A 23,959-nucleotide genomic window follows, 5' to 3' on the forward strand; every position below is an offset into this window, starting at 1 on the left:
AATAGTGGCCATGATCTCACGCGATCGGCCGGGCGTACCGGGGTACTCGCGGTGAACCCGGAGCAAGCGGGGGGAAACCCTCCGGAGAGTGGCGATGCTCACTCCGCTCAGGTGTGAGGCCCTCTGGACATATGCGCGACTCGGTCGGATCATCAAATGAGTGCGGTCGGCACCGGATGAGCGCCAGGGGTTCAATCACCGTGAAGCATCCGGGTCGCAGCCCCCACGGGGCACAACAACAAAACCCCTCATTTAGGAGCAATCGTGGCGCGCGACATCGCGGCTCCCGTCCCGACCAATCACAAGGAACTGATCTCGTGGGTCAACGAGATCGCCGAACTGACCGAGCCGGACAGTGTGGTCTGGTGTGACGGATCCGAGGCCGAGTACGAGCGACTGAGCGAGGAGCTCGTCCGCAAGGGCACCTTCAAGAAGCTCGACCCGATCAAGCGCCCCAACTCGTACTACGCCGCTTCCGACCCGACCGATGTCGCGCGGGTCGAGGACCGGACGTTCATCTGCTCCGAGAAGGAAGAGGACGCGGGCCCGACCAACCACTGGAAGGCCCCCGCCGAGATGCGGGACATCTTCTCGGGTGAGCAGGGTGTCTTCCGCGGCTCGATGAGGGGCCGGACGATGTACGTCGTCCCGTTCTGCATGGGCCCGCTCGGCTCGGACCTCTCCGCGATCGGCGTCGAGATCACCGACTCCGCCTACGTCGCCGTTTCCATGCGCACCATGACCCGCATGGGGCAGCCGGTCCTGGACGAACTCGGCACCGACGGGTTCTTCGTGCGTGCGGTGCACACGCTCGGAGCGCCGCTGGCCGAGGGCGAGGCCGATGTGCCGTGGCCGTGCAACTCCACGAAGTACATCTCGCACTTCCCCGAGACCCGCGAGATCTGGTCGTACGGCTCCGGCTACGGCGGCAACGCGCTCCTCGGCAAGAAGTGCTACGCCCTGCGCATAGCCTCCGTGATGGCGCGCGACGAGGGCTGGCTCGCCGAGCACATGCTCATCCTGAAGCTGACCCCGCCCACCGGCGAGTCCAAGTACGTCGCCGCCGCCTTCCCGAGCGCCTGCGGCAAGACGAACCTCGCCATGCTGGAGCCCACGATCTCGGGCTGGACGGTCGAGACCATCGGTGACGACATCGCCTGGATGCGGTTCGGCGAGGACGGCCAGCTGTACGCGATCAACCCCGAGGCCGGCTTCTTCGGTGTCGCGCCCGGTACCGGTGAGCACACCAACGCCAACGCGATGAAGACGCTGTGGGGCAACTCCGTCTTCACCAACGTCGCGCTCACCGACGACAACGACATCTGGTGGGAGGGCATGACGGAGGAGACTCCGGCACACCTGACCGACTGGAAGGGCAACAGCTGGACGCCGGAGTCCGCCACGCCCGCCGCACACCCCAACGCCCGCTTCACGACGCCCGCCTCGCAGTGCCCGATCATCGCGCCCGAGTGGGAGGACCCCAAGGGCGTGCCGATCTCGGCGATCCTCTTCGGCGGCCGCCGCGCCACGGCCGTACCGCTGGTGACGGAGTCCTTCGACTGGAACCACGGTGTCTTCCTCGGCGCGAACGTCGCCTCCGAGAAGACCGCCGCCGCCGAGGGCAAGGTCGGCGAGCTGCGTCGCGACCCCTTCGCCATGCTGCCGTTCTGCGGCTACAACATGGGCGACTACATGGGCCACTGGGTCGACGTCGCCAAGGACAAGGACCAGGCGAAGCTCCCGAAGATCTACTACGTGAACTGGTTCCGCAAGAATGACGCGGGCAAGTTCGTGTGGCCCGGCTTCGGCGAGAACAGCCGCGTCCTGAAGTGGATCGTCGAGCGCCTCGACGGCAAGGCCGAGGGCGTCGAGACCCCGATCGGCGTCCTGCCGACCCGGGAGTCCCTCGACACCGACGGTCTCGAACTGGCCGACGCCGACCTCGACTTCCTGCTCACGGTCGACAAGGAGGTCTGGCGCGAGGAGGCCGCCCTGGTCCCCGAGCACCTCAACACCTTCGGCGAGCACACGCCGACGGAGCTGTGGGACGAGTACCGCGCCCTGGTGCAGCGCCTGGGCTGACGCCCCCTGTGGCTCCGCGGCCGACCCGAGTTGCCCTGACCTGCGACCGTTGCGGAGGTCGGCCGCGGTGACAGCACCCCGCCGGGGCCTCGCACGTATGTGCGAGGCCCCGGCTTTTTCGTCCGCTCCGCCCCGCCCGTGCCGGAACGGCTGAAAAAGCGCGGATTTCGAGGGACACTCCTGACATCCAGCAGTGGACCCCGAAATGAGGTGGGCGGGGTGCGTACGCCTGTCAGTGACCCCATGAAGATCGGTCCTTACCGCATCGTGGGCCGGCTCGGTTCCGGTGGCATGGGATGGGTGTATCTCGGCCGCTCACCCGCCGGGCGCGAGGTCGCGGTGAAGGTCGTGCGGCCCGAACTCGCGGCGGAAGGCGAGTTCCGGGAGCGCTTCGCACGCGAGGTCGCGGCGGCACGCGTGGTCAGCGGCGCCTACACCGCGGCCGTCGTCGACGCCGACACCGAGGCCGAACTGCCCTGGCTGGCCACGCTGTACGTGCCCGGCCCCTCGCTCGCCGAGGCGGTGCACAGCGACGGTCCCCTGCCCGAGCCGCAGGTGCGACGGCTCGGCGCCGGCCTGGTCGAGGCGCTCCAGGCCATCCACGCCGCACGTGTGGTGCACCGGGACCTCAAACCGGCGAACGTGCTCCTCGCCTCCGACGGACCGCGCGTCATCGACTTCGGGATCTCCCGGGTGGACGGTGCCCCGGGCCTCACCCAGGTCGGTGTCGTCGTCGGCACCCCGCCCTTCATGTCGCCCGAACAGATCAAGGGGGCCACGGTGGGCCCGCCGAGCGATGTCTTCTCCCTCGGCGGGGTCCTGGTGTACGCGCTCACCGGACGGCCGCCGCACGGCAGCGGAGAGGCGGTGCGCTACCGGGTCGTCCTCGCCGAACCCGAACTGGACGGCATAGCGGGGCCGATGCGGGAACTGGTCGCGCGCTGTCTGGCGAAGCGGCCCGAGGACCGGCCCCGACTGGCCGAACTTCTCGCCGGGTTGCTGGAGGAAGAGGAGCCCCGGCAGGCCGCCTGGCCGCCGCCGACGGTGGCCCACAGCATCAAGGTGCGCACCCAGGATCTGATGAAGCGCCGCAAGGAGAGCACCAGCGTGTCCGTACCCTCCTGTCTGCTGTCGCACGCTCAGGCGCTGCTCGACGCCGGGCTGACCGACGCGATGGTCGCCGGGGCGGTGGGCCGTGGCGACGCCTGACTCCTTTTCCGGCCGTGGCCAGGAGATCCTCGAAATCGGCGCGCACTGGCGGCAGTTGGTGCAGAACTGGGTGGCCAGACGGAATTTCCACACGGCGACCGACACCGTCTCCGTCTCCATGCGATTCGACCTCGAGGAAACAGGCCGGATGGTCACCGTGCGATTCATGACGACCAAGAGACTGCTGGTCGCTTTCGCGACCGACGGGCATTTTCTGCGCCAGGACCAACTGGCCGTCGCCGCGGCCGCGTCGAACGCGTGGAATACCGAGCAGCTGCGTCCCATGCTGTCCGTCTGGGACGTGCGGGGACCGCGTCCCTGTCTCGCGGGCGTGTGCGACCTTCCCCTGACCTGTCGCGTCACACAAACAGATTTCGATGCTTTGGCCAGCGATTGGGTGGAACGGGCGAGACAAATGTTCACCCGATGCCATCAGGTGTTCGAGTTGTAGAAGTGATGCCCGCTGCGTTCCTCAAACCCTTTCGGACGCCCGCCGTTTTCCGCCACTATGGGCGAGTGCCTTTCAGGGCCACGGGGGTGTTTTCTTAGGGCCACGGGGGGTCTCCATGCGGCGTCGGCTTTCCTTCATCATGCTTTCCGGACTCCTGGTCGCGCTTGCTCCGGCGGTGCCGGCGGCAGCCGAGTCGTGCGGCGCGACCTTCGGGGAACACCTCCGGTGCTGGTCCCACTCGATCGGCGAGGGAACGGTTCACGTCACCCTCGACCGGCCGCTGCCGTTCGACGGCAGCGCCGAGAGCCACAAGGGTTTCGAGAAGGCCCTGTTGGGGCAGCGGGCCAGACTCGTGGTCGAGGTCCCGGGGCGCGCCCACACCGGACAGGGCGGAACGGCACTTCTCGTACTGGCGGACCCGAAGGCGAGGCTCGTCGCGAAGGACGCCACGATCGACGCGCTGTCGCAGCAGGCCCTGGACGAGCTGGCCGCCCGCGAGGCCTGCGACCCCGACAAGGCGAGCGACCCGTGCGCACGGCTCCGTCCGGGCCACTCGCTGAGCGGCGGCGACCTCGTCGAACTGGGCCTGGCCGTCGACCTCTCCCAGCACACGTACGGCGTCGACGGCACCCTGGGCGCGCCGTCCGCCACCTCGAACCCCACCGAGACCGACTCCGGCCAGGCGAGCCAGGGGCAGGGGCAGGGGCAGGGCCAGGGCCAGGGCCACGGGCGGAGCCAGGGGCAGGGGGCCGGAAACGTCGGTGACTCCGGCGGCTCCGGCAACCCCGGCCCCACCTCCGACGCCGGTACCGACACGGGCGCCGGTTCCGGCTGGGACACCGCCACCCAGGTGCTCGCCGTCCTCTGCGTTGTGCTCGTCCTCCTCCTCGGCCTGCTCCTCTTCCTGATCCGCCGTTCCGCCCGCGGCGTCGCCGTCGGCACCCTGTCCCGGCGATCGCTCGCCGCGCCGGGCGTCGGCGCCGTTCCGGCCGCCATGGCGCCCCGCCCGCGGACCCGTCCCCGTACCCACGTGCCCGACGAGGCCACCACCCGCCTCCGGGCCACGCCGTCGCCTCCCCATCGCGGACGGGCGGTCGGCAACGTACCCGGCCCCGCCCGGCCCGCCGTCGTCCGCACCGAACTGCACCCGCAGGGCTATGTCGAGATCGATCACGTGCTGTACCGGGCGGTGTGGGCCGAGCCGGGCCGCCCACCACCCGCACCCGGCGGACTCGTCGATGTCACCGAGGCGAGGGAGCGGGACTCCGACCTCCTCTACGCCTTCCCGCCGACGGTTGGACGGCACGCCAAAGCCGGCCGGCCCTGAGACCAGGAGAGATCCCCATGCACAGCGACTACCCGCCCACGCTGCCGGCGGAGTACGCCGACATCGAGTTCGAGAACAACGCGCAGCGGCTGCCGCTCGTGCTCTGTCTCGACATCTCCAGCTCCATGGCGGGTCAGCCCATCCAGACGCTCAACAACGCGCTCGCGGAGTGGACCCGGGAACTGCACGACGACGTCAGCCTCAGCTACAGCGTCGAGGTCGCCGTGGTCACCTTCGGCGGCAACGGCGTCGCGGCCTGGCGCGGGCCCCAACTCCTGGCCCCCCGCGCCCCGGTGAGCCCCTTCGTGCCGGCGCACATGTTCCGGCCGCCGCAGCTCGCCGCCGCCGGCGTCACCCTGATGACCGAAGCCCTCGAACTGTCGATGCACATCGTCGCCGCCCGTAAGGCCGAGCTGCGCGCCTCCGGACTCCAGTACTACCGGCCGCAGATCTGTCTGGTCACCGACGGGCTGCCGACCGACGCCACGGGCCATCTCACCGACTCCTGGCACCGGTTGGTCCCGGTGCTCGCCGACGAACAGCGGGCCCGCCGCTTCCGGCTGTACGCGATCGGCGTCGGAGGCATCACGGACCGGGGCGAGCAGGTGCTCCAGTCGTTCGCCCCGAAGTTCAACGCCCGGTTGCAGGGATTCCCGTTCCGCGAGCTGCTCCAGATGATGTCCGCCAGTGCCAACGCCGAACAGAAGGGCGCGGGTGACGAGGTCTTCGAGAAGATCTTCAGCCAGTTCAAGACGCAGCGCCCGGCCTGGGAATCGTGACCGACGACCGGATGGGATTCCTGACTGATGACCGGAGCCGACGAGCGGGAGACGCCGTGGCGGATCCATGGAATGAGCGTCGAGGGATACCGGCACCGCCGGCAGGGGCTGCCCTGCCAGGACGCCTGCGCCTACACGGAGTCGGCGTCCGTGGCGGTCCTCGCGGTCGCGGACGGCGCGGGCAGCAGACCACGCTCCGAGGAGGGTTCGCGGCTCGCGGTGGAGCTGGCCACCGAGCACTTCGCGCGCCGGGCCGCCACCGCGGCGGACCGCCGTCCCGGCCAGGCCGTGCACGAGCTGCTGGAGGACGCCTTCCACGACGTCTGCAAGGTGTTCCTGGACCGCACGGGCGCCGACGCGGCGGACTTCGCGACCACGCTCACCGTGGTCGTGCTCGCGCGGGGCTGGCTCGGTCATCTGTCCGTGGGTGACGGCTTCGTCGTCCTGCGGGCCGGTACGGAGGACGGCGAGCGGCAGTTCCATCTGCTGCCGCAGCCCGCGGCGGCCAGCGAGTACAGCAACGAGACGGTCTTCCTCACCTCGCCGGACGCGGCCCGCTGGGTGCACACCGACTGCGTGTCCGACGACGGCGTCGACGGGGTGCTGCTGTCCACCGACGGACTGGCGCAGGCCGCGCTCAACCGCTCCGGCGGCGGCGCGCTGTCCCCGAACACGTCGTTCGCCGAGGCGGTCTTCCGCTCCCTCGACGTTCCCGGTCCGGTGACCGCGAGCGCCCACGAGGGCCTCGGGACCCTGCTCCGGTCGGACCGGCTCACCGCCCTCAACGCCGACGACAAGACCCTGCTGCGGGCCGTGCTCAAGGCGCGGCCATGAGCGGCCTCACCGTGTTCCTGGACGGCAAGCCGGTCACCCTCGCCGAACTGCCCCTCAAGGGCGGCGGTCAGGCGGCCGTCTTCCCGGTCGTCGGCGACGACGGCATCGTGGTCAAGCTGTACCGCGAGCCGCCGGGCCCCGAACAGGAGCGGCGGCTGATGCGGATGCTGACCATGTCCCCGCTCGTGACCCGGCCCACCGACGCCTCCCAGCCGCCCGAGCTGGCCTGGCCGACCGCCCTCGCCCGCGGCTCGCAGGGCGAGTTCCTCGGCTACGCCATGCGCCGCTTCGGCGAGCCCCAGCACGTGCAGCTGATCGGCCTGTTCACCCGCGCCCAGCGCCTCAAGCTCTTCGCCGACCGGGCCGACTGGCGCTTTCTGCTCGGCGTCGCCTGGAACCTCGCCTTCATGACCGCCCGCATGCACTACGACAATCTCGTCATCGGCGACTTCTCCAGCAGCAACGTCGTCGTCGACGCCAACGGCTTCGTCACCTTCCTCGACTGCGACTCCATCGCCTTCAACGACCGGGTGACCGGGGAACTCTTCCCCTGCCTGATGCACACCACCGACTACTCGTCCCCCGAGCGGCAGGCCGGGGGTCCCGCCACCCGGGCCACCGACGAATTCGCCCTCGCCGTCCTCGTCTACCAGCTGCTGACCGCGGGCAATCACCCCTTCGGCGGTGTCCCGCACGACAGTGCCTCGGAGTCGACCGTCAAGGACAACATCGCCGCGAGCTGTTCCTACGTCGTGCGCCCCGAGCGGGTCGTCATCCCGCGCGGCACCATCGACCCCTCGGTGCTCCCGCCCGAGCTCCTCGCGCTGGCCCGCTCAGCCTTCGGCCCCGGTGTGCACGATCCCGCCACCCGGCCCCCGGCGGAGGCATGGCTGCGCGCCCTGGACAAGGAACGCGCGCTGGTACGGGTCTGCCCGGGCCGCCCGCTGCACGCGTTCGGCTCGCATCTGACCGCGTGCCCCTGGTGCGCCCGGGCGGCGCTCACCGGGCACGACGTGTTCAACGGACCGGCGGCGGTGCCGGTGCCGGGCGCGCCGTCCCAGCCGCCGGTGCCGGGTGAGCCGTGGCCCACCGCGCTGAAGGTGGCGCTGCTGATCCTGGTGGTCGTGATCCTGGTGGTGATCGCGGCGAACGCGTGAGCCGCGGTCGCGGCGAGCGGCCCGGAGCATGAGCGGCCCGGAGGGCCGACGGCTCCGGACCCCGCGCGGCGCTGGTCGCAGCGAGGGCTGTGGAGTGCGGGGCGCCCGGAAGTGCGAGGGGTCGCGGAGTCCGCGGGGCTGGAAGTGCGAGGCGCCCGGAAGCGCGAGGGGCTGCGAAGTCCGAGGGGGCCGGAAGTTCGAGGGGCCGCGGCCTGGGGCTCCGGAGGGGGAGGGGCCCGGACCGCGCGCGGCCCGGGTCACTGCGAGCGGCCGCGGTCCTCCAGGTAGCGCGTGTGCGACTCCTGGCGCCGTGCCTCCGTCTCTCGCAGTGCCGTCGCGAGCCGGTCCGACTCCTCGTGCAGCAGGCCGAGTTGGCGTTCCAGGTGACGCTCCGGCGGTTCGGTGCCGGGGGCCAGCCGGGTCCACCACCGGGTGCGGACGAAGGTGTCGACCGCCTCGGGGATGTCCTGTCGTACGGCACGCGACAGGGTGTGCACGCCTTCCGGGTCCTGGGCGAGGACCTCGGCGACCCAGCCGGGGTCGAGCAGGGCGCTGAGGACCTCGGTCAGCTCGGTGAGCCGGCCGGCGGCCGCCGGGGGCAGCTCGACACCGTCCAGGTACTCCCGCAGTTTGTCGAAGTCGCCCCGCAGTTCGGCGAGTTGGGCGGACGGGTCCGGGAAGTCGGGAAGGGCGGGGCGCTCCGGTGGGGCGATCAGCGCGCCCGCGCCGTACAGACCCGCGACGACGACCGGCCAGTACGGGCCCGCGACGCCGGCGAAGGTCAGCGCGAGTCCGGCGATCCCGCACGCGCTGCCGGTGAGGTTCTTGCGGGACTCGAGGAAGCCGACGAGCCTATTGGTAGCCACGGATCTCCTCGAAGGCGCCGTTCAGCGAGCCCTTCCGGGCGTCGAAGAGACGGCCGCCGGTCAGGTCGGCGATGTGCTGGAGTTCGCCGCGGTCGGAGTCGCCGAACAGGATGGGGAAGACCGGGATCTCCCGCTGTCCGCCGGGCAGGCGGCCGTAGAAGGCGTCGAAGTCGGAGGGGCTCGCGCCCTTGGTGTTCTCGCCGTCCGTCATCAGCACGATCGAGGTGAACGTGTCGCCGTCGGTGCCCAGATGCTCGTAGGCCTTCTCCAGCGAGGTGTAGATCGCGGTGTCGCCGTCGGCGGTCAGCGCGCGGGTGTCCTCGCGGATGGCGTCGAGCCCGGCCTTCGGGTTCTCGGGGCGGACCACGTGCGTGCGGACGCTCTTGACCTGTGAGCCGAACGGCATCAGCGTCACTTCCTCGCGGTCGCGGAAATCGCCGGTCAGATCGACGAGCGACTTCTTCAGCCGGTCGAGGCGGTCGCCGTCCATCGAGCCCGAGGTGTCGAGGACGTACACCGTCCTGGACGGTCGGCGCAGCTTGTTCTCGTAGGAGTCGAGGAGCCGGTCGGCGACGGACCGGCTTCCCGGGAAGGGGAGTTCACGCCGTCGTCCGGTGTCGAGTCCGGCCGCCGGGGAGACGGAGGCGACGACCGGGCGGCGATGTGTCTGCTCGGTGATCCGCTTCTGGGTGGCCGGGGCGCGCAGGGCCTCGGCGAGACGCCGTACGGTCTCGCGGGTGTCCTTGGAGGACGCGGCGAGCGAGGAGAGCGGATAGTCGGCGGTCACCACGCCGTCGCGCGGGCGGATGACCGTCAGGCCCTTCACGCCCTTGAGGACGGACTCGTAGTTGAACAGGGCGTCCACGGTGCCGCGGCGCCGGTAGGCGGTGGCCAGCCAGCCCGACGAACCCGACGTCAGCTTCTGCCCCTTGAAGAACTCCCGCAGTCGGGGCGTGGCCTTGTCCACGTCGGCGTCCGTGAGCGCCGACTGGGCGCCGGACAGTCCGGAGGCGACCGAGATCAGCGTGGAGAAACCGGAGTTGGAACGCGCCGGATCGGTCATGCCGTACGTCAGCTTGCCGTCCGCCACGGCCTTCTCCACCTGCGGCCAGGTGACGCCGTCCGGTTTCCAGCCGAGGGCGTTCAGCGTGGCCGGTTTGACGCCGATGGCCACCGGGCTCGACATGACCGGCGTCTCCGAGACGACCTTCTTCGCGGCCTCCGGGCGCAGACGCAGAGAGGCGTTGGAGGAGAGCCACAGGGCGTCGTACCTGCCGTCCGCGGTGCCCCGCGCGATCAGGTCGACCGCGGTGAGGGTGCCCGTGTAGGTGGGTTCGACCGTGATGCCGGTGTCCCGCTCGATCCGGTCCAGCACCGGCTTCATGTCGCTGAGTTCGCTGGAGGCGAGGACGCGCAGGGTGACGGGCCGCGGCGCCGCGTCGTCACCGGACTTCCGCTCGCCCCGGGCCGTGCAGGCCGTGACGGCGAGCAGGGCCACGGCGGCGCAGGCCGCCTGTCGGACGGCCCTCATCCGCGCCCGCCCTCCAGGGCGCCCTGCGTGCGGCTGCGCTCCAAGTAGGTTCCTGCGTGCTGGAGTTCGGAGGTGAGGGACTCCACCGTCGCGGCCATCGTCTCGGTCGCCCGGACCTTGTACGTGTCGATCGCGTCGAGGGTGCGGTAGATCTCCTGGAAGGCGGTGCGCAGGGTCTCGGCGCCGACGGCCGGGTCGGCGGCGATGCGCTGGATCTCACCGCTCTGGGTGGCGAGCATCTCGGCGTTGCCGCGGATGAGGTCCTCCGTGGTGCCGCGCAGGGCGTTGACCTGCTCGACCACCTTGCGCTGGTTGTCGAGAGCGGAGGCGAGCATCACGGAGATGCGCAGCGCGGAGACCGTGGTGGTGGCCGCGCGGTCGACGCCCTTGATGAGTTCCTCGTTGTTGCGCCGGACCACGTCCATCGCCAGATAGCCCTGGGCGCACACCGCGAGCTGGGTGAGCAGGTCCTGGTGCTTCTGCCGGACCGGGAAGAGGACGTCGGAGCGGAGTGTGTCGGCCTGGGCCGGGTCGGCGGAGTCGACGCCCGCGATGTGGTCCTCGACGGCGCTGTCCAGGGCCTGGGTCAGCACGACGTATTCCTGGAGCTTGCCCATCGTCTCCCAGAGCCGGACGCGTTCGGTCTGCAAGGCCGCGTTGTCCCGGCGCAGTTCGTCCTGGCCGCCGCGCAGTGAGCCGACGATTCTGTTCAACGTGCCCTGTGCGGAGGCGTACTTGGCGACGTGGTCGCGCAGCTTGTTGCCGCCGGGCAGCTTGGACAGGAATTTGCGGCCCTTGCTCGCGGACAGGTCGCGCGGGTCCAGGTCCTCGACCACACGCCGGAGTTCGACGAGCGAACCCGCGACGTGCGACGGGGCGTCCTCGCCTTTGGAGGGCAGACTGCGGATCGTCCGCTCCAGCATGCGGTTGGACTGGGCGGCGGCGCCGCGCATCTCGCTCGACCCCAGACCCGCGATCTCCCCGACCTTGCCCGCGAATTCGGGCGAGCGGGCATCCAGGACGGCGAGCCCGTCGATGTACTCCGCGGCCCGGCGCGCCATCTCGTCCCGCACTCCCGGGTCGACCGGGACGAGTCCGCCGGCCTTCTCGCGGGGCACGGGGGCGACGGCCTCGGGCGGCGTGAGGGTGAACGTGTCTTCGGTGGTCATGTGCGCTTCCCCCTAGGGTCTGTCGTTTGGATCAGGTGGCGTTGAGGTGCGGTGCCTTGTCGGTTGGGTCGAGCGGGGCAGGGTGCGTGCAGCTGCAAGGCGGAGGAGGGAGGCGACGCGGTGGGGGCACCTCCCGGCCGTAGGCTGGGGGACGTCGTGGACCGACGACAACGCCGCAGATGCGCGTGCCCTGCCCCGCGTCCCGCCGCATGATCCAAACGGCAGGCCCTAGTTCCCGGCCCGGCGCGCCATCTCGTGCAGCACCTTGTAGGCGGGCACGGGCGCCTGCCGGACGCCGGTCAGCTTCTGATTGAGATACGTGGCACGGTCGGCGGTCGCCGCCGTGAACTCGGCGGTCGCGCCCTGCGGCCGGAACCCGTGCCGGACGGCGAGCCTGCGCAACGTCGGGTCGGTGCTGAGGAGTTCACCCAGTGCGCGGCCCTCGGGCGTGAGCGGTACGACCGTGTGGTCGCTGTTGGCGGTGGTGTCCGGGTAGAGGACCGTGAGGTCGCCGGTGTCCTGGCCCTCGGCGAGCAGCGCGGCGACCTGTGACTCGTAGACGAGGACCAGCGGATTGCCGGCGCCGCTGATGAAGTCCCCGAACTCGGCGTCGGTGCTGGACTGCTGGGCGCCCTGGACGCTGATGAGTTGGTGCATCAGGGGCGCGGTGCGGCCGACGGCGGCGTTGTCGGCGGCGACGCGCCCGCCGTCGGCGACATAGGACGCGGCGGCGAGGTAGAGGGCGCCGGAGTTGGAGGTCTCCGGGTCGGTGCTGGCGATGTACAGCGTGCCGGTCAGTTCACCGTGCGCCTTGGCGCCCTTGAGCTGCTGCCAGGTCCGCGCGTGCCGGGCCGCGTCCAGGTAGGCGGCCATCTTCAGCGTGCCGGTGTTCTTGTCGAGGGTGGCGAGTCCATTGGCGGCCAGAACCTGTGCCGCGCTGCGGTGGGCCACCACGACCAGGGGCGAATAGAAGGGCCGGGGCAGCGGCTGGCGGACGTGGTACTTGTCCGCGAGTTCGTCGGCCGGGGCCTGGCTGGAGGGGAAGGCGAAGTCGTATCCCTTGAGGTCGAGGCCGTCCATGGCCCAGGACCCGGAGGTCTCCGTCTTCACGGTGTAGCCCTTGGCGGCGAGGGCCTTCACCACGTCGGGATCGGCGAAGAACTCCGCCTTCTCCGAACCGATCACACCTTGCACGGTCTTCGTTGCCGTGCCCTTGTCCTGACCAGTGCGGCCCGCGACGACGGCTGCTGCCACTCCGCCGATCAACAGGACCGCCAGGACGATTCCCGCGATGCGTCTCACGTCTGGAGCGTGCACCTCGGAATCCAACGTTCCCCGTCTCGGGGGGTGAACGCGGGGTGACTACCGGGTCCCGGTACGCAACCGGAGGGGGGAGCGCCGCTACACGGGAGTGCGCAGCTGTGTGCGGAGGCGTCCGCGGGGCAGAGGTGGTGTGTGTGGCACCCGGTCCGCGCGTCGCTCGGGAGCGCGCGGACCGGGGCCGTGCGGGGGCCTCGGGCTCGGGGAGCCCGGGGCTCAGTGGGTGGCCAGCTCGCGGGTTTCGACCGCGTGCGCGTCCATGCGCTCGGCGGAGAGGATCGCCGCGGCCGTGTCGGCGCGGGAGGCCGCCACGACCAGGGCGCGGCCCGCCAGGGCGTGGGCACGCCGGTGGAGTGTCGCGAGAGGGGACACGTGGGACGCGTCGGCGCCCGGGGCGCGGACCGGGGCGGAGCCGCCCCGCAGCCGGGTCACCTGTTCGGTGAGCCGCTCGGCTCCGGTGTCCAGGTCGGCGGACGGCGCGAGCGCGCGGATCTCGTCCGTGACGGCGAGCAGGGCCGCGAGGTGACCGGCGAGCTGGATGTCCAGCTCCTCCTCGCGCGACCGGTGGGGAAAGTCGGGGGAGGGGGCGCCGGCCATCGTGTGGACCGACTTCGTGCGGATCGGTTCGTACATGGGATGGCCTCCTGTGCCTGACAGGAAGCCATCCTAGCTTGGATTTCGTCTAAAGTTGAGCCGGTTCGCGTAATGGGACATGGCGCGTACACAGGGTGAGTGCGCCGGGCGTCCCCGCGGGTGTCACGGCTGGCCGTAGCCGTCCAGGAACGTGCCGATCCGGGTCACCGCGTCCGTCAGGTCCGCGACCGTCGGCAGGGTGACCACCCGGAAGTGGTCCGCCTCGGGCCAGTTGAAGCCCGTCCCCTGGACGACCATGATCTTCTCGCGGCGCAGCAGGTCGAGCACCATCTGCCGGTCGTCCTTGATCTTGAAGACCTTCGGGTCGAGGCGCGGGAAGAGGTACAGCGCCCCCTTCGGCTTCACGCAGGTCACACCCGGGATCTGCGTCAGCAGCTCGTGCGCGACGTCCCGCTGCTCCTTCAGGCGCCCGCCCGGCAGGACCAGGTCGTTGATCGTCTGGCGTCCGCTGAGCGCCGCCACCACTCCGTGCTGTCCCGGCATGTTCGCGCACAGTCGCATGTTCGCGAGGATCGTCAGTCCCTCGATGTAGGAGGAGGCGTGCGCGCGCGGTCCCGAGACCGACATCCATCCGACGCGGTAGCCCGCCACCCGGTACGCCTTCGACATGCCGTTGAAGGTGAGGGTGAGCAGATCCGGGGCGATCTTGGCGGTGGCGGTGTGCGTGGCGCCGTCGTAGAGGATCTTGTCGTAGATCTCGTCGGAGCAGACCAGCAGGTTGTGCCGCCGGGCGATGTCCGTGAGCCCTTGCAGCATCGCGTCGTCGTAGACCGCGCCGGTCGGGTTGTTCGGGTTGATGATGACGATCGCCTTGGTGCGGTCCGTGATCTTCCGCTCCACGTCGGCGAGGTCCGGCATCCAGTCGGACTGCTCGTCGCAGCGGTAGTGCACGGCGGTGCCGCCGGACAGGGAGACGGCCGCGGTCCACAGGGGGTAGTCCGGGGCCGGTACGAGCACCTCGTCGCCGTCGTCCAGCAGCCCCTGCATCGCCATCACGATGAGCTCGGAGACGCCGTTGCCGATGAAGACGTGGTCGACGTCCGTCTCGATGCCGAGGGTCTGGTTGTGCATGACGACCGCGCGGCGGGCGGCGAGCAGGCCCTTGGCGTCGCCGTAGCCGTGCGCCGAGGAGACGTTGCGGAGGATGTCCTCGAGGATCTCGGGCGGACACTCGAACCCGAAGGCGGCCGGGTTGCCCGTGTTGAGCTTGAGGATGCGGTGACCGGCCGCTTCGAGCCGCATCGCCTCCTCAAGAACCGGGCCCCGGATCTCGTAGCAGACGTTGGCGAGCTTCGTGGACTGGATCACCTGCATGTCCGTGAGCTTACGGCCGCGTAACGCGCGTCGGGGCGTGTTTTCCACCACGTGAGACGTGGCGGTTCGAGCTTCTTCGTCCACCGGCTGGGCCGAAAGCGCTGGTGGTCCCTACAATGCGCGATCATGTCCTGGCAGTCCGGAGATCCCGAAGCCCGGCCGAAGGTGTACGTCCCACAGAGCGACGGTGAGACGCCTTTGGCCTACGAGACGTACGCCGATCCGGCCGAGGCCCACGGCTGGCAGAAGGCGTACACGGACGGCGGCGACACGACCGTCCTGGACGTCGTGCCCGGCGGCTCGGCCGGGCGGCAGGAGCGGCGGCTGCACCGCAGGCGTGCCCGGCTGAACCGGCGGCTGGTCGTGGCCGGGGGCGCGGCGGGCGTCGTCGTCCTCGGTATCGCCGTCGCGGGGATGTTCGACTCCGGGGCGGCCGGGGAGCCGGGCGGCACGCCGGTGCGGACGGCCGGGCCCGTGCACCTCGCCACCGGACCCGCCCAGCCGGACACCACGTCGGCGCCGGCCGACGTCTCGGCCGCACCCTCGGGCAGCGCGGGCGCCGCCTCCCCGGGCGCGACCACGACCGCGGGCGCCTCCACGGCGCCGAGTGCTTCCACGGCCCCCGCGCCCTCCGCCTCGACAGCGCCCACGACCTCCGCGGCCCCCACCCCGACCACTCCGGCCGCCTCCGCGACGGCCGGCACCGGTGGGCACGGCCATGGGCACGGGCACGGCGGCGGCTGGTCCAACTAGCGGTCGTTCCCAGTAGGTTGGCCCTGCCGCAAGGGGGAGACAGGGCATGGAATTCTCGCTGCTGAACGACGAGCCGGTGGCCGGGCCGGGCGACGATCTGCTGGGCACCGGGCGGGCCGCCCGCGAACTCGCCAAACTGCTCCACGACTCGCGCGCCGCCACCCCGCTCACCCTCGCGGTGGACGCCGGGTGGGGTATGGGCAAGAGCAGCCTGATGCGGCTCGTGGACGCCGAGTTGCAGGCCCGCGAGGGCGTCCACACCGTCTGGTACAACGCCTGGACCTCGACGGGGGCCGACGCCCTCGAAGGCCTGATCAAGTCCGTCCTGATGCGGTTCGACCGGCGGGCGCTGCGGCGGGCGCTGCACCGGGTGTCGGAGCAGCGGGCGCTCATCGGTGCGGTCCGGGCGGCGCTGACGCTGGTCGCCGGGCCGCTCGGGATCGCCGCCGTCGTCGACCGGCTCTGGCGGGACCTCTCCGTCGACGCCCGGTCCCGTAACGCCATGCGGGACACACTGTGCCAACTCACCACGGATTGGGCCGAGTCCACACCGTACGACACCCGGCGGCTGCTCGTCGTCTTCGTCGACGACCTCGACCGCTGCTCCGAGGAGACCGTGCTCGCGGTGTGCGAGGCGGTGAAGGTGTACCTGGACGTGCCGGGGCTCGCCTTCGTCATCGGGTGCGACCGCTCCGCGCTGGGACCGAGCGGGCTGCTGCGGGATCTGTCGCCGGCCGGGTCGGCGTTCATGGAGAAGATCTTCCAGACGAGTTACCGGGTGCCGGTCCCGGCGGCCGCCGAGGTCCGTGCGTACGTCGACCGGTGCGCGGAGCGCTCCGGCATCCAGGATCTGCTCGGCGACCACCTCGCCGAGCTGATCGCCCTGCGCTCGGCCCGCAACCCGCGCCGGATCAAGCGGCTCATCAACGGCTTCGGCCTGGAGTGCGCGCTCAACCCCGTCTGGGAGTCGTTCAGCTCGGAGGCGGTGATCCGGGTCCTGCTGCTCCAGCAGCTGTACCCCGAGTTCTACCGGGTGCTGCTCGCCCGCGACGGCGCCGACGTGCACGCGGCCCGGGAGTTCCTCCGCTACCGCACGGCCCGGCGGGTGCTGAGCCAGCCGTTCGCGCAGCCCGCGGAGGGGACCTGGCCGGTCGCGGTGAGCTGTCTGCTCGCGTACGACCTGGTCGCGCCGGAGCCGGACCGGCCCGAGGACTGGGGCACGCTGCTCGCCCGGCTGGAGGAGCATCTGCCCACCGGATTCCCGGAGCTGGCGCTCGACCCGAACTTCGTCCGGCTCATCGAGGAGCTGATGGCGCTGACCGAGGTGGAGGACATGGTGGGGCAGCTGCAGCGGGGCGCGCCCCGGCTCGCGGCGGATCCCGTGGACGGGGCCCCGGAACCCGGTTCGGCCGTGCAGCCGGGCAGCGTCCGGCCGCCGCACGCCGGGATGCAGATCCTCTGGATCGACGACCATCCCGAGCGCAACACCCAGTTCGTCGAACTGCTGGAGGCGCAGGGTGCCCGCGTCTGGGTGGCCACGGACCGGGACCGTGCCGAGCACGTCCTCGACGCCACCCTGATCGACCTGCTCGTCTCCGACGTACAGCGCGGACTGGACCGGGAGGCGGGGCTCACCGATCTGGGCCGCTGGCGCGAGAGCGGGCGGTATCGCGGACCCGCCGTCTTCTTCACCAGCCGCACCACCCCGAACCGCGAAGCCCGCGCCGCGGCCCTCGACGCGAAGGTCGCCACGAGCGGCGCCCTGCTCTTCCGATACGCCGAGGAGGCCTACGAGGTTTCCGCCTCTTAGGCCGAAAACGTCTCCTTGTCCGCCTTTCCCTCCCCCCTCACAATGCACATGACAAACAGATGACCGGAAGACCTCCGGTCAACAGAAGGTGACCGGATGACCTTCGGTCGCCCACGTCGCAAGAGGGGACCCCCACATGAGAAAGCCTCTCGTCGCCGCTCTGTTCGCCCTGGTGATGGCCGGGGCGGGCGCGGCACCCGCGGTCGCGGTACCCGCTCCCCACTCGGCTCCCGCGCGCGTGTCGGCCTCCGCCGTCACGACGGGCACCGCGGCGGGCACCACCAAGGCGGCGGCGCCCACGATCCAGGCCGTCGGCCTCGCAGGGACCGTCGCGCTCAGCAACTGCTCCGGCTCCGTCATCCGCTTCCCCAACTCGGCGGACACCGCCCCGGCGCTCGTGCTCTCCAACGGCCACTGCCTGGAGACCGGCTTCCCGGACCCGGGCGAGGTGATCGTCGGCCAGTCGTCCAGCCGGACCTTCGGTCTGCTGAACTCGGCGGGCACCAAGGTCGCGACCCTGCGCGCGAGCAAGGTCGCGTACTCGACGATGACCGACACGGACATCACGATCTACCAGCTCACCAGCACGTACGCGACCATCAAGAGCTCGTACGGCATCACCGCGCTGACCGTGCAGGACACGCACCCGACCGCCGGCACCGCCATCACCGTGGCCTCCGGCTACTGGAAGCGTCTCTACAACTGCAGCATCGACGGGTTCGTGTACCGCCTCAAGGAGGGCAGCTGGACCTGGAAGGACTCGGTCCGCTACACCTCCGCCTGCAACACGATCGGCGGCACCTCGGGCTCGCCAGTCATCGACCAGTCCACCGGCAAGGTCGTCGCCGTCAACAACACCGGCAACGAGGACGGTGAGACCTGCACGGTGAACAACCCGTGCGAGGTCGACGCGAGCGGCAACGTCACGGTCCGTGAAGGCATCAACTACGCCGAGGAGACCTACCAGATCCCGGCCTGCTTCACGACCGGCAACCAGCTGAACCTGAGCGCGAGCGGGTGCGTCCTGCCCAAGCCGTAGGGCCGCGGGAGGGCGGGCGGTCACGCCGTGCGGCGGACCGCCCGTCCCGCCAGGACGTCCGTCCGGCGCCCGTCCTCGACGACGAAACGGCCGTCGATCAGGACGTGCGGGATACCGGTCGGCAGGGTGCGCGGCGCCGCGAAGGTCGAGCCCGCCGCGACCGTCGCCGGGTCGAAGAGGACCAGGTCGGCGCGGTACCCCTCGCGGACGAGACCGCGGTCGGGCAGCCGCAGCCGGGCGGCCGGGCGGCCGGTGAGATGGGCGACGCACTCCTCCAGGGAGAGGACGCCCAACTCCCGTACGTACCGGCCGAGATAGTGCGGAAAGGTGCCGTAGGCGCGCGGGTGCGGTTTGTCGCCGCGCAGGATGCCGTCGGAGCCGCCGGTGTGCACGGGGTGCCGCATGATCGCCCGGACGTTCTCCTCGTGGCCGACGTGCTGCAGGATCGTCGGGCCGAGCCGGTCCTCCACCAGCAGCCGCCGGGCGGTGGTCCAGGGGGCCTCGCCACGCAGGTCGGCGGACTCCTGGACGGTGCGGCCGACGTACGAGCCGAGGTCCGGGTCGCTCACCCCCGAGATCTCGATCGTGTCCCAGTCGATGGGGACGCCGTGGCAGCCGTCGGCGCCCACGACCTCCATGTGGTGCCGGACGCGTTCGGCGGTCGCGTCGTCCCGCAGCCGGGCGAGAACCGCCTCGGGCCCGCCCTCGCCCGCCCAGCTCGGCAGCATCGCCACGAGGGTGGTGCACCCCGGGGTGTACGGATAGGTGTCCAGGGTGATGTCCGCGCCCTCGGCCAGCGCCTTGTCCAGCAGCGCGAGGAGCTCCGGCGCCCTGCCCTCGTTCACGCCGAAGTTCATGGTGGCGTGGGCGAGATGGAGCGGGCAGCCCGCCTCCCGCGTGAGGGTCACCATCTCCTCGTACGCCTCCAGGGCGCCCGCCCCGTAGGAGCGGTGGTGCGGGCAGTAGTAGCCGCCGTGCTCCGCCACCACCCGGCACAGGGCGGTGAGTTCGGCGTCCTTCGCGTACATCCCCGGGGTGTACGTCAGCCCTGAGGACATGCCGACCGCCCCCTCCCGCAGTCCGTCCGCCACCAACTGCCGCATCCGGTCCAGCTCCTGGGGGGTCGCCTCGCGGTCCTCCCAGCCGACGGCGAGCATGCGGACGGTGCCCTGCGGGACGAGGTAGGCGGCGTTCACCGCGATGCCCTCGCCGTCGAAGCCGTGGTCGAGACGGTCCAGGTACTCGCCCACGGAGCGCCAGGTGAAGTCGATGTCGTCGCCGTGGCCGTTCCAGCCGGTGATCGTCCGGCGGACCTCGGCGAGCGTACGGTCGTCGACCGGGGCGTACGACAGGCCGTCCTGGCCGATGACTTCGAGGGTCACGCCCTGGGCGGCCTTCGCGCTGTGGTCCGGGTCCCGCAGCAGCGCGAGGTCGCTGTGCGCGTGCATGTCGATGAAGCCGGGGGCGAGGACGAGACCCTCGGCGTCCAGCTCCCGTGTGCCGCGCGGCCGTTGGCAGCCGGCCGCCGCGGCCTCCTTGACGATCGCGACGATCCGGCCGCCCTTGACGGCGACGTCGGCGCGGTAGGTGGGGGCGCCACTCCCGTCGGCGACGTCCACGTCCTGGAGGACGAGATCGGCGTGATCCATGGGGTGTCTCCCGGCTCTAGAAGAACGTGCGGATGTAGTCGACGACCGTGCCGTCCGCCTCGACCAGCGGGATCAGCTGCCACTTGTCGAAGGACGTGCACGGATGGGACAGCCCCATGCCGAGCCAGTCGCCGACCTCCAGGTCCGCCCCGGGAGCCGTACGCAGCCACGCGTGCTGGTCGGAGAGCCCGCTGACCTCGATGCCGGCCGCGGGGCGCTCCTCGCCGTCCCGGCGGACCACCTGGGCGAAGGGCAGATCGAGGTCGTGGGCCGCGTCCCGCTTGCCCGCGTTGGTGAAGGCCTGCTCGGGGGAGGGCCGGGAGACGACCTGCGACCAGAGGCGGAACGCCGGGTGCAGGGCGCCCTCCTGCGGGACGCGGACGAACGGGGTCAGCTTCCGGTAGTGGCCGTCGTCGTGCGAGACGTACGCGCCCGAACGCAGCAACTTCAGGACGGGGAGCGAGAGTTCGGGGATCTCTGCGAAGACGTCGGCGACCGCGTCGAACCAGGCGCTGCCTCCCGCGCTGACGACGATCGTGTCCAGGCCCTTGAACCGTCCGGCGTCGTCGAAGGCCGCGGCGAGCGCCGTCAGCCGCCGCAGCCAGGCGTGCACCCGCTCGGGGTTCGCGTCCGGGACCTCGCCCTCGTACCCCGCGACACCGGCCAGCCGCAGCGTCGCCGTCGCGGCCACCGCGTCCGCCACGGCCTCGCACTCCGCTTCCGTGCGCACGCCGGTACGGGCGTCCTCACCGGCGGCGAGTTCGACGACGACGTCCACCGGGCGGGTGCTCCCGCGCAGCGCCGCGTCCATCAGCTCCACACCGCGCACGGAGTCGACGTAACAGACGAACCGGAACCCCGGGTCCTCGGCCAGTTCGGCGGCGATCCAGCGCAGCGCCGCCGGGTCGACCAGTTCGTTCGCGAGGAAGATCCTGTCGACGCCGAACTCCCGGGCCACCCGCACCTGGTGGGGGACCGCGAGGGTGATGCCCCAGGCGCCGTGCTCGATCTGCCGCCAGAACAGCTGAGGCGCCATGGACGTCTTGCCGTGCGGGGCGAAGGCGAGGCCGTGCCGGGTGGCGTAGGTCTCCATGAGTTCGAGGTTGTGCGTCAGGCGCTCGGCGGAGAGGGCGAGGACGGGGGTGGTGAAGCCGTCCGTGAAGAGGTTGCGGCGCTGGGCGGCCAACTCGCCGACGCTCAGGCCGTCCGCGTCCGGAGGAAGGCCCTTGAAACGGTGGTCGACGCGCTCCGCCGCGAGAGCGGCCAGCGGTGCGGCGGCGGTGTCGGCGCTCATGGAGCCTCCTTGATGGACCGGTTGCGTTGCATCATGTGCAACGCTCATTGCGTATGTCGCTTACTGCTGTCTAACATCCCAGCCAACGCAGGGTCAACGGTGCCGTTCGCCGCCGTCGGCCGCCAGAGCGAGGAGCCCCGACCACCGTGACCAGCAACGGACCCGCAGGTGCCGCGTCCCCCGACGCCGACGCCGACATCGATGTCGACACCGGCACTGGCATCGGTACTGGCGTCGGCATCGTCGACGTGGTGGCGCTCGGCGAGTCCATGGTCACCTTTCTGCCCACCCGGGCCGGACGCCTCGCCGACGTGCCGTCGTTCGAGCGGGGCATCGGCGGCGCGGAGTCGAACGTGGCGTGCGTGCTCGCCCGCGCCGGTCACTCCGCGCGCTGGGTCGGCAGGGTCGGTGCCGACGGGTTCGGCGATCACCTGGTCGAGGCGATCACCGCGTACGGCGTCGACACCTCCGCCGTACGCCGGGACCCCGACCGCCCGACCGGCGTCTACTTCCGCACCGCGGGGGACCGGGCGACCGACGCCCACGAAGTCGCCTACTACCGGGCCGGATCCGCCGCCTCCGCGATGACGGCGCACAACGTGGACCTCGCCGCCGCCCGGTCCGGCCGCGTGCTGCACCTGTCCGGAATCACCGCCGCGCTGTCCGACGGCTGTCTGGCCCTGATGCGCGAACTGACCGCCCCGCGGCCGGGCCGCCCCCTCGTCTCCTTCGACGTCAACCACCGCCCGGGGCTGTGGCGCGATCCCGAGGGACCGCGTGTCCTGCTCGACCTCGCGCGCGGCGCCGACATCGTCTTCGTCGGGGAGGACGAGGCCCGCGAGGCCTGGGGGCTGAGCGGTGCGCACGCGATCCGCGCCGCGCTGCCCGAACCGGACGTCCTGGTCGTCAAGTACGGCAAGGACGGCGCCGTCGTGTTCGACAGGAACGCCGGCGGCGGCACGGACGCCGTCGCGGGGGCGGAGAGCGCCACCGGCGGGACAGAGGACACCCCCGAGAGGACAGAGAGCGCCGCTGGTGGGGCTGGTGGTGATACCGAGAGGGCGGAGGACGCCGCTGGTGGGGCTGGGGGCGATACCCAGCGGACCGAGGGCGACACCAAGGGGGACGAGGGCGCGGCCGGCACCGCCACCTTCGTCCGCGCCCTGCGCGTCGACGTCGTCGCGGCCGTCGGCGCCGGTGACGCCTTCGCCGCCGGGTTCCTCTCCGCCACCCTGCGCGGCCTTCCCGTCCGCGACCGGCTGCGCCACGGCCACCTGATGGCCGCCGCCGCCCTCACCGCGCCCGGCGACCTCGCCGAGCCGCCCGCCCGAGGGCACGCCGACCGGCTGGCCGCTCTCGACGACCGCGCCTGGGAGACACTTCGTCTCGGCCCCGGCTGGACCGCAGCCGACGCACGGGCCGCGGAGGAGGTACGCACGCCATGAGCCAGACCGTCGACCGAGCGCTGAGCATTCTGCCGCTGCTCGCCGAGGGCCCCGCCGACCTCGGACAGGTCGCCGACCGCCTCGGCGTCCACAAGTCCACGGCGCTCCGCCTGCTGCGCACCCTGCACGAACACGGCCTGGTGTACCGCCAGTCCGACCAGCGCTACCGCCTCGGCGCCCGGCTCTTCGCCCTCGCCCAGGAGGCCGTCGAGAACCTCGACGTCCGCGAGATCGCCCACCCCCACCTCGTCCGCCTCAACGAGAGCTGCGGGCACACCGTCCACCTCGCCGTTTACGAGGAGAACGAGGTGCTCTACATCGACAAGGTGGAGAGCCGCTACCCGGTGCGCATGTACTCGCGGATCGGAAAGCCCGTCGCCATCACCGTCGCGGCGGTGGCCAAGCTGCTCCTCGCCGACCTGCCCGAGGCCGACCGCCGCGCCGTCGCCGACAAGCTCGACTACCCCATGTACACGGCCCGTTCGACCCCCAACGCCCCCGCCTTCCTGAAGGAGCTGGCGACGGTACGCGAACAGGGCTGGGCCACCGACCTCGGCGGCCACGAGGAATCCATCAACTGCGTCGCCGCCCCCGTCCGCGGCGCCGACGGACGCGTCGCCGCCGCCATGTCGGTCTCCGCGCCCAACGTCGTCGTGACCGCCGAGGAACTCCTCACCCTGCTCCCGCTGGTGCGCCGTACGGCGGACGCCATCAGCCGCGACTACTCCGGCAGAGCCCCCACGAAGGAAGAACCAAAGGAATGATCACCGCATGACGGACAAGATCGCCCTCACCCCCGCGACCCACACCACCCCGCCCGCCAAGTTCTCGCACGGTGTGCGGAAGGGGAACATCCTCCAGGTCGCCGGCCAGGTCGGCTTCCTGCCCGCTGAGGAGGGCAGGAAGCCGACGCCCGCCGGCCCGACCCTGCGCGAGCAGACCCTGCAGACGCTCGCCAACGTCAAGGCCATCCTCGAAGAGGGCGGCTCCGGCTGGGACGACGCGATGATGATCCGCGTCTACCTCACGGACGTCGGCCACTTCGCCGAGATGAACCAGATCTACAACCAGTACTTCGAGGAGCAGGGCCTCACCGCGCCCCCCGCCGCCCGCACGACGGTCTACGTCGGCCTGCCGGCCGGACTCCTCGTCGAGATCGACGTGCTCGCCGTTCTCGGCTGACGTCGCCCGTGCGGGCCCACGCCCGCACGACGTCCCTCCGGGCCCACGCCCGCGCAACTCCCGCACCGCGTACGACGTCACGGTGCGGCACCCG

Annotated in this window: 21 protein-coding genes; 13 read left to right on the forward strand and 8 right to left on the reverse strand. The window is 71.3% G+C overall.

Features of this window, described 5'->3' with window-relative positions:
* The first annotated feature begins 264 nt into the window (after nucleotides 1-264).
* From N4G66_RS02385 to N4G66_RS02415, 7 genes are all read left to right on the forward strand, one after another.
* Entirely contained in the window at nucleotides 265-2,082 is a 1,818-nt protein-coding gene (locus N4G66_RS02385) for a phosphoenolpyruvate carboxykinase (GTP) (RefSeq protein WP_261702213.1), read from the forward strand.
* A 243-nt stretch (nucleotides 2,083-2,325) separates the two neighbouring features.
* On the forward strand, nucleotides 2,326-3,291 hold the full coding sequence (locus N4G66_RS02390; protein WP_315903602.1) for a serine/threonine-protein kinase: 966 nt from the start codon (nucleotides 2,326-2,328) through the stop codon (nucleotides 3,289-3,291).
* Nucleotides 3,278-3,742: a hypothetical protein gene (locus N4G66_RS02395; RefSeq protein WP_261702214.1), complete on the forward strand. Its 465-nt coding sequence runs from the start codon at nucleotides 3,278-3,280 to the stop codon at nucleotides 3,740-3,742. Before N4G66_RS02390 ends, N4G66_RS02395 begins: the two co-directional genes overlap by 14 nt.
* 139 nt (nucleotides 3,743-3,881) lie before the next feature.
* Nucleotides 3,882-5,069: a hypothetical protein gene (locus N4G66_RS02400; RefSeq protein ID WP_261702215.1), complete on the forward strand. Its 1,188-nt coding sequence runs from the start codon at nucleotides 3,882-3,884 to the stop codon at nucleotides 5,067-5,069.
* A 17-nt stretch (nucleotides 5,070-5,086) separates the two neighbouring features.
* Nucleotides 5,087-5,848: a vWA domain-containing protein gene (locus N4G66_RS02405; RefSeq protein ID WP_261702216.1), complete on the forward strand. Its 762-nt coding sequence runs from the start codon at nucleotides 5,087-5,089 to the stop codon at nucleotides 5,846-5,848.
* 27 nt (nucleotides 5,849-5,875) lie between these two features.
* Nucleotides 5,876-6,682: a PP2C family serine/threonine-protein phosphatase gene (locus N4G66_RS02410; RefSeq protein WP_261702217.1), complete on the forward strand. Its 807-nt coding sequence runs from the start codon at nucleotides 5,876-5,878 to the stop codon at nucleotides 6,680-6,682.
* Entirely contained in the window at nucleotides 6,679-7,839 is a 1,161-nt protein-coding gene (locus N4G66_RS02415; RefSeq protein WP_261702218.1) for a hypothetical protein, read from the forward strand. The genes N4G66_RS02410 and N4G66_RS02415 overlap by 4 nt, the downstream gene beginning before the upstream one ends.
* Nucleotides 7,840-8,096: 257 nt before the next feature.
* Here the strand turns inward: N4G66_RS02415 and N4G66_RS02420 are convergent, their stop codons facing one another.
* The 6 genes from N4G66_RS02420 to N4G66_RS02445 form a co-directional block, all read right to left on the reverse strand.
* Nucleotides 8,097-8,705: a hypothetical protein gene (locus N4G66_RS02420; RefSeq protein ID WP_261702219.1), complete on the reverse strand. Its 609-nt coding sequence runs from the start codon at nucleotides 8,703-8,705 to the stop codon at nucleotides 8,097-8,099.
* Nucleotides 8,692-10,236: a substrate-binding and vWA domain-containing protein gene (locus N4G66_RS02425; RefSeq protein WP_261702220.1), complete on the reverse strand. Its 1,545-nt coding sequence runs from the start codon at nucleotides 10,234-10,236 to the stop codon at nucleotides 8,692-8,694. The genes N4G66_RS02420 and N4G66_RS02425 overlap by 14 nt, the downstream gene beginning before the upstream one ends.
* Nucleotides 10,233-11,405, reverse strand: coding sequence for a toxic anion resistance protein (locus N4G66_RS02430; protein ID WP_261702221.1), 1,173 nt, complete (start codon nucleotides 11,403-11,405; stop codon nucleotides 10,233-10,235). Before N4G66_RS02430 ends, N4G66_RS02425 begins: the two co-directional genes overlap by 4 nt.
* Nucleotides 11,406-11,633: 228 nt before the next feature.
* Nucleotides 11,634-12,707, reverse strand: a complete 1,074-nt coding sequence (locus N4G66_RS02435) for a substrate-binding domain-containing protein (RefSeq protein WP_261702222.1) — start codon at nucleotides 12,705-12,707, stop codon at nucleotides 11,634-11,636.
* A 234-nt stretch (nucleotides 12,708-12,941) separates the two neighbouring features.
* Nucleotides 12,942-13,358 (reverse strand): SCO4983 family protein, encoded by a 417-nt coding sequence (locus N4G66_RS02440; protein WP_261702223.1) that lies wholly within the window; start codon nucleotides 13,356-13,358, stop codon nucleotides 12,942-12,944.
* A 123-nt stretch (nucleotides 13,359-13,481) separates the two neighbouring features.
* On the reverse strand, nucleotides 13,482-14,693 hold the full coding sequence (locus tag N4G66_RS02445) for a pyridoxal phosphate-dependent aminotransferase (protein ID WP_261702224.1): 1,212 nt from the start codon (nucleotides 14,691-14,693) through the stop codon (nucleotides 13,482-13,484).
* A 126-nt stretch (nucleotides 14,694-14,819) separates the two neighbouring features.
* On the opposite strand from N4G66_RS02445, the gene N4G66_RS02450 reads away from it, so the two are divergent.
* The 3 genes from N4G66_RS02450 (at nucleotide 14,820) to N4G66_RS02460 (ending at nucleotide 18,295) form a co-directional block, all read left to right on the forward strand.
* Nucleotides 14,820-15,446: a hypothetical protein gene (locus N4G66_RS02450; RefSeq protein WP_261702225.1), complete on the forward strand. Its 627-nt coding sequence runs from the start codon at nucleotides 14,820-14,822 to the stop codon at nucleotides 15,444-15,446.
* A 46-nt stretch (nucleotides 15,447-15,492) separates the two neighbouring features.
* Complete coding sequence (locus N4G66_RS02455; protein ID WP_261702226.1) at nucleotides 15,493-17,256, forward strand: P-loop NTPase fold protein; 1,764 nt, start codon at nucleotides 15,493-15,495, stop codon at nucleotides 17,254-17,256.
* Nucleotides 17,257-17,392: 136 nt separating this feature from the next.
* Nucleotides 17,393-18,295 carry a S1 family peptidase gene (locus tag N4G66_RS02460; RefSeq protein ID WP_261702227.1) on the forward strand — a complete coding sequence of 301 codons (903 nt, stop codon included), beginning with the start codon at nucleotides 17,393-17,395 and terminating at the stop codon, nucleotides 18,293-18,295.
* A 20-nt stretch (nucleotides 18,296-18,315) separates the two neighbouring features.
* Here N4G66_RS02460 and N4G66_RS02465 read toward each other — a convergent pair whose 3' ends face one another.
* Nucleotides 18,316-19,944: an N-acyl-D-amino-acid deacylase family protein gene (locus N4G66_RS02465; protein ID WP_261702228.1), complete on the reverse strand. Its 1,629-nt coding sequence runs from the start codon at nucleotides 19,942-19,944 to the stop codon at nucleotides 18,316-18,318.
* 16 nt (nucleotides 19,945-19,960) lie between these two features.
* The gene (locus N4G66_RS02470) at nucleotides 19,961-21,238 is read right to left on the reverse strand and encodes an amino acid deaminase (RefSeq protein ID WP_261702229.1); all 1,278 of its coding nucleotides are present in this window, start codon (nucleotides 21,236-21,238) and stop codon (nucleotides 19,961-19,963) included.
* 146 nt (nucleotides 21,239-21,384) lie between these two features.
* On the opposite strand from N4G66_RS02470, the gene N4G66_RS02475 reads away from it, so the two are divergent.
* Genes N4G66_RS02475 through N4G66_RS02485 form a run of 3 tightly spaced genes read left to right on the forward strand, consistent with a single transcriptional unit; the run spans nucleotide 21,385 to nucleotide 23,865 of the window.
* Complete coding sequence (locus tag N4G66_RS02475; protein ID WP_391858737.1) at nucleotides 21,385-22,683, forward strand: sugar kinase; 1,299 nt, start codon at nucleotides 21,385-21,387, stop codon at nucleotides 22,681-22,683.
* Nucleotides 22,680-23,447 carry an IclR family transcriptional regulator gene (locus N4G66_RS02480; RefSeq protein ID WP_261702230.1) on the forward strand — a complete coding sequence of 256 codons (768 nt, stop codon included), beginning with the start codon at nucleotides 22,680-22,682 and terminating at the stop codon, nucleotides 23,445-23,447. The genes N4G66_RS02475 and N4G66_RS02480 overlap by 4 nt, the downstream gene beginning before the upstream one ends.
* Nucleotides 23,448-23,454: 7 nt before the next feature.
* A complete protein-coding gene (locus N4G66_RS02485; protein WP_261702231.1) occupies nucleotides 23,455-23,865 on the forward strand; it encodes a RidA family protein in 411 nt (136 codons plus the stop codon).
* Nucleotides 23,866-23,959 lie beyond the last annotated feature (94 nt).

This window comes from Streptomyces rhizosphaerihabitans (assembly GCF_025399795.1).
GTDB lineage: Bacteria > Actinomycetota > Actinomycetes > Streptomycetales > Streptomycetaceae > Streptomyces > Streptomyces rhizosphaerihabitans.

Excerpts from the sequence above, each read along its gene's own strand:
- N4G66_RS02450 (WP_261702225.1), top strand. The coding sequence starts at position 14,820 with ATGTCCTGGCAGTCCGGAGATCCCGAAGCCCGGCCGAAGGTGTACGTC.
- N4G66_RS02390 (WP_315903602.1), top strand. The coding sequence starts at position 2,326 with ATGAAGATCGGTCCTTACCGCATCGTGGGCCGGCTCGGTTCCGGTGGC.
- N4G66_RS02485 (WP_261702231.1), top strand. The coding sequence starts at position 23,455 with ATGACGGACAAGATCGCCCTCACCCCCGCGACCCACACCACCCCGCCC.
- N4G66_RS02415 (WP_261702218.1), top strand. The coding sequence starts at position 6,679 with ATGAGCGGCCTCACCGTGTTCCTGGACGGCAAGCCGGTCACCCTCGCC.
- N4G66_RS02465 (WP_261702228.1), bottom strand. The coding sequence starts at position 19,944 with ATGGATCACGCCGATCTCGTCCTCCAGGACGTGGACGTCGCCGACGGG.
- N4G66_RS02445 (WP_261702224.1), bottom strand. The coding sequence starts at position 14,693 with ATGCAGGTGATCCAGTCCACGAAGCTCGCCAACGTCTGCTACGAGATC.
- N4G66_RS02400 (WP_261702215.1), top strand. The coding sequence starts at position 3,882 with ATGCTTTCCGGACTCCTGGTCGCGCTTGCTCCGGCGGTGCCGGCGGCA.
- N4G66_RS02425 (WP_261702220.1), bottom strand. The coding sequence starts at position 10,236 with ATGAGGGCCGTCCGACAGGCGGCCTGCGCCGCCGTGGCCCTGCTCGCC.
- N4G66_RS02470 (WP_261702229.1), bottom strand. The coding sequence starts at position 21,238 with ATGAGCGCCGACACCGCCGCCGCACCGCTGGCCGCTCTCGCGGCGGAG.
- N4G66_RS02405 (WP_261702216.1), top strand. The coding sequence starts at position 5,087 with ATGCACAGCGACTACCCGCCCACGCTGCCGGCGGAGTACGCCGACATC.
- N4G66_RS02455 (WP_261702226.1), top strand. The coding sequence starts at position 15,493 with ATGGAATTCTCGCTGCTGAACGACGAGCCGGTGGCCGGGCCGGGCGAC.
- N4G66_RS02480 (WP_261702230.1), top strand. The coding sequence starts at position 22,680 with ATGAGCCAGACCGTCGACCGAGCGCTGAGCATTCTGCCGCTGCTCGCC.
- N4G66_RS02430 (WP_261702221.1), bottom strand. The coding sequence starts at position 11,405 with ATGACCACCGAAGACACGTTCACCCTCACGCCGCCCGAGGCCGTCGCC.
- N4G66_RS02410 (WP_261702217.1), top strand. The coding sequence starts at position 5,876 with ATGACCGGAGCCGACGAGCGGGAGACGCCGTGGCGGATCCATGGAATG.
- N4G66_RS02460 (WP_261702227.1), top strand. The coding sequence starts at position 17,393 with ATGAGAAAGCCTCTCGTCGCCGCTCTGTTCGCCCTGGTGATGGCCGGG.
- N4G66_RS02440 (WP_261702223.1), bottom strand. The coding sequence starts at position 13,358 with ATGTACGAACCGATCCGCACGAAGTCGGTCCACACGATGGCCGGCGCC.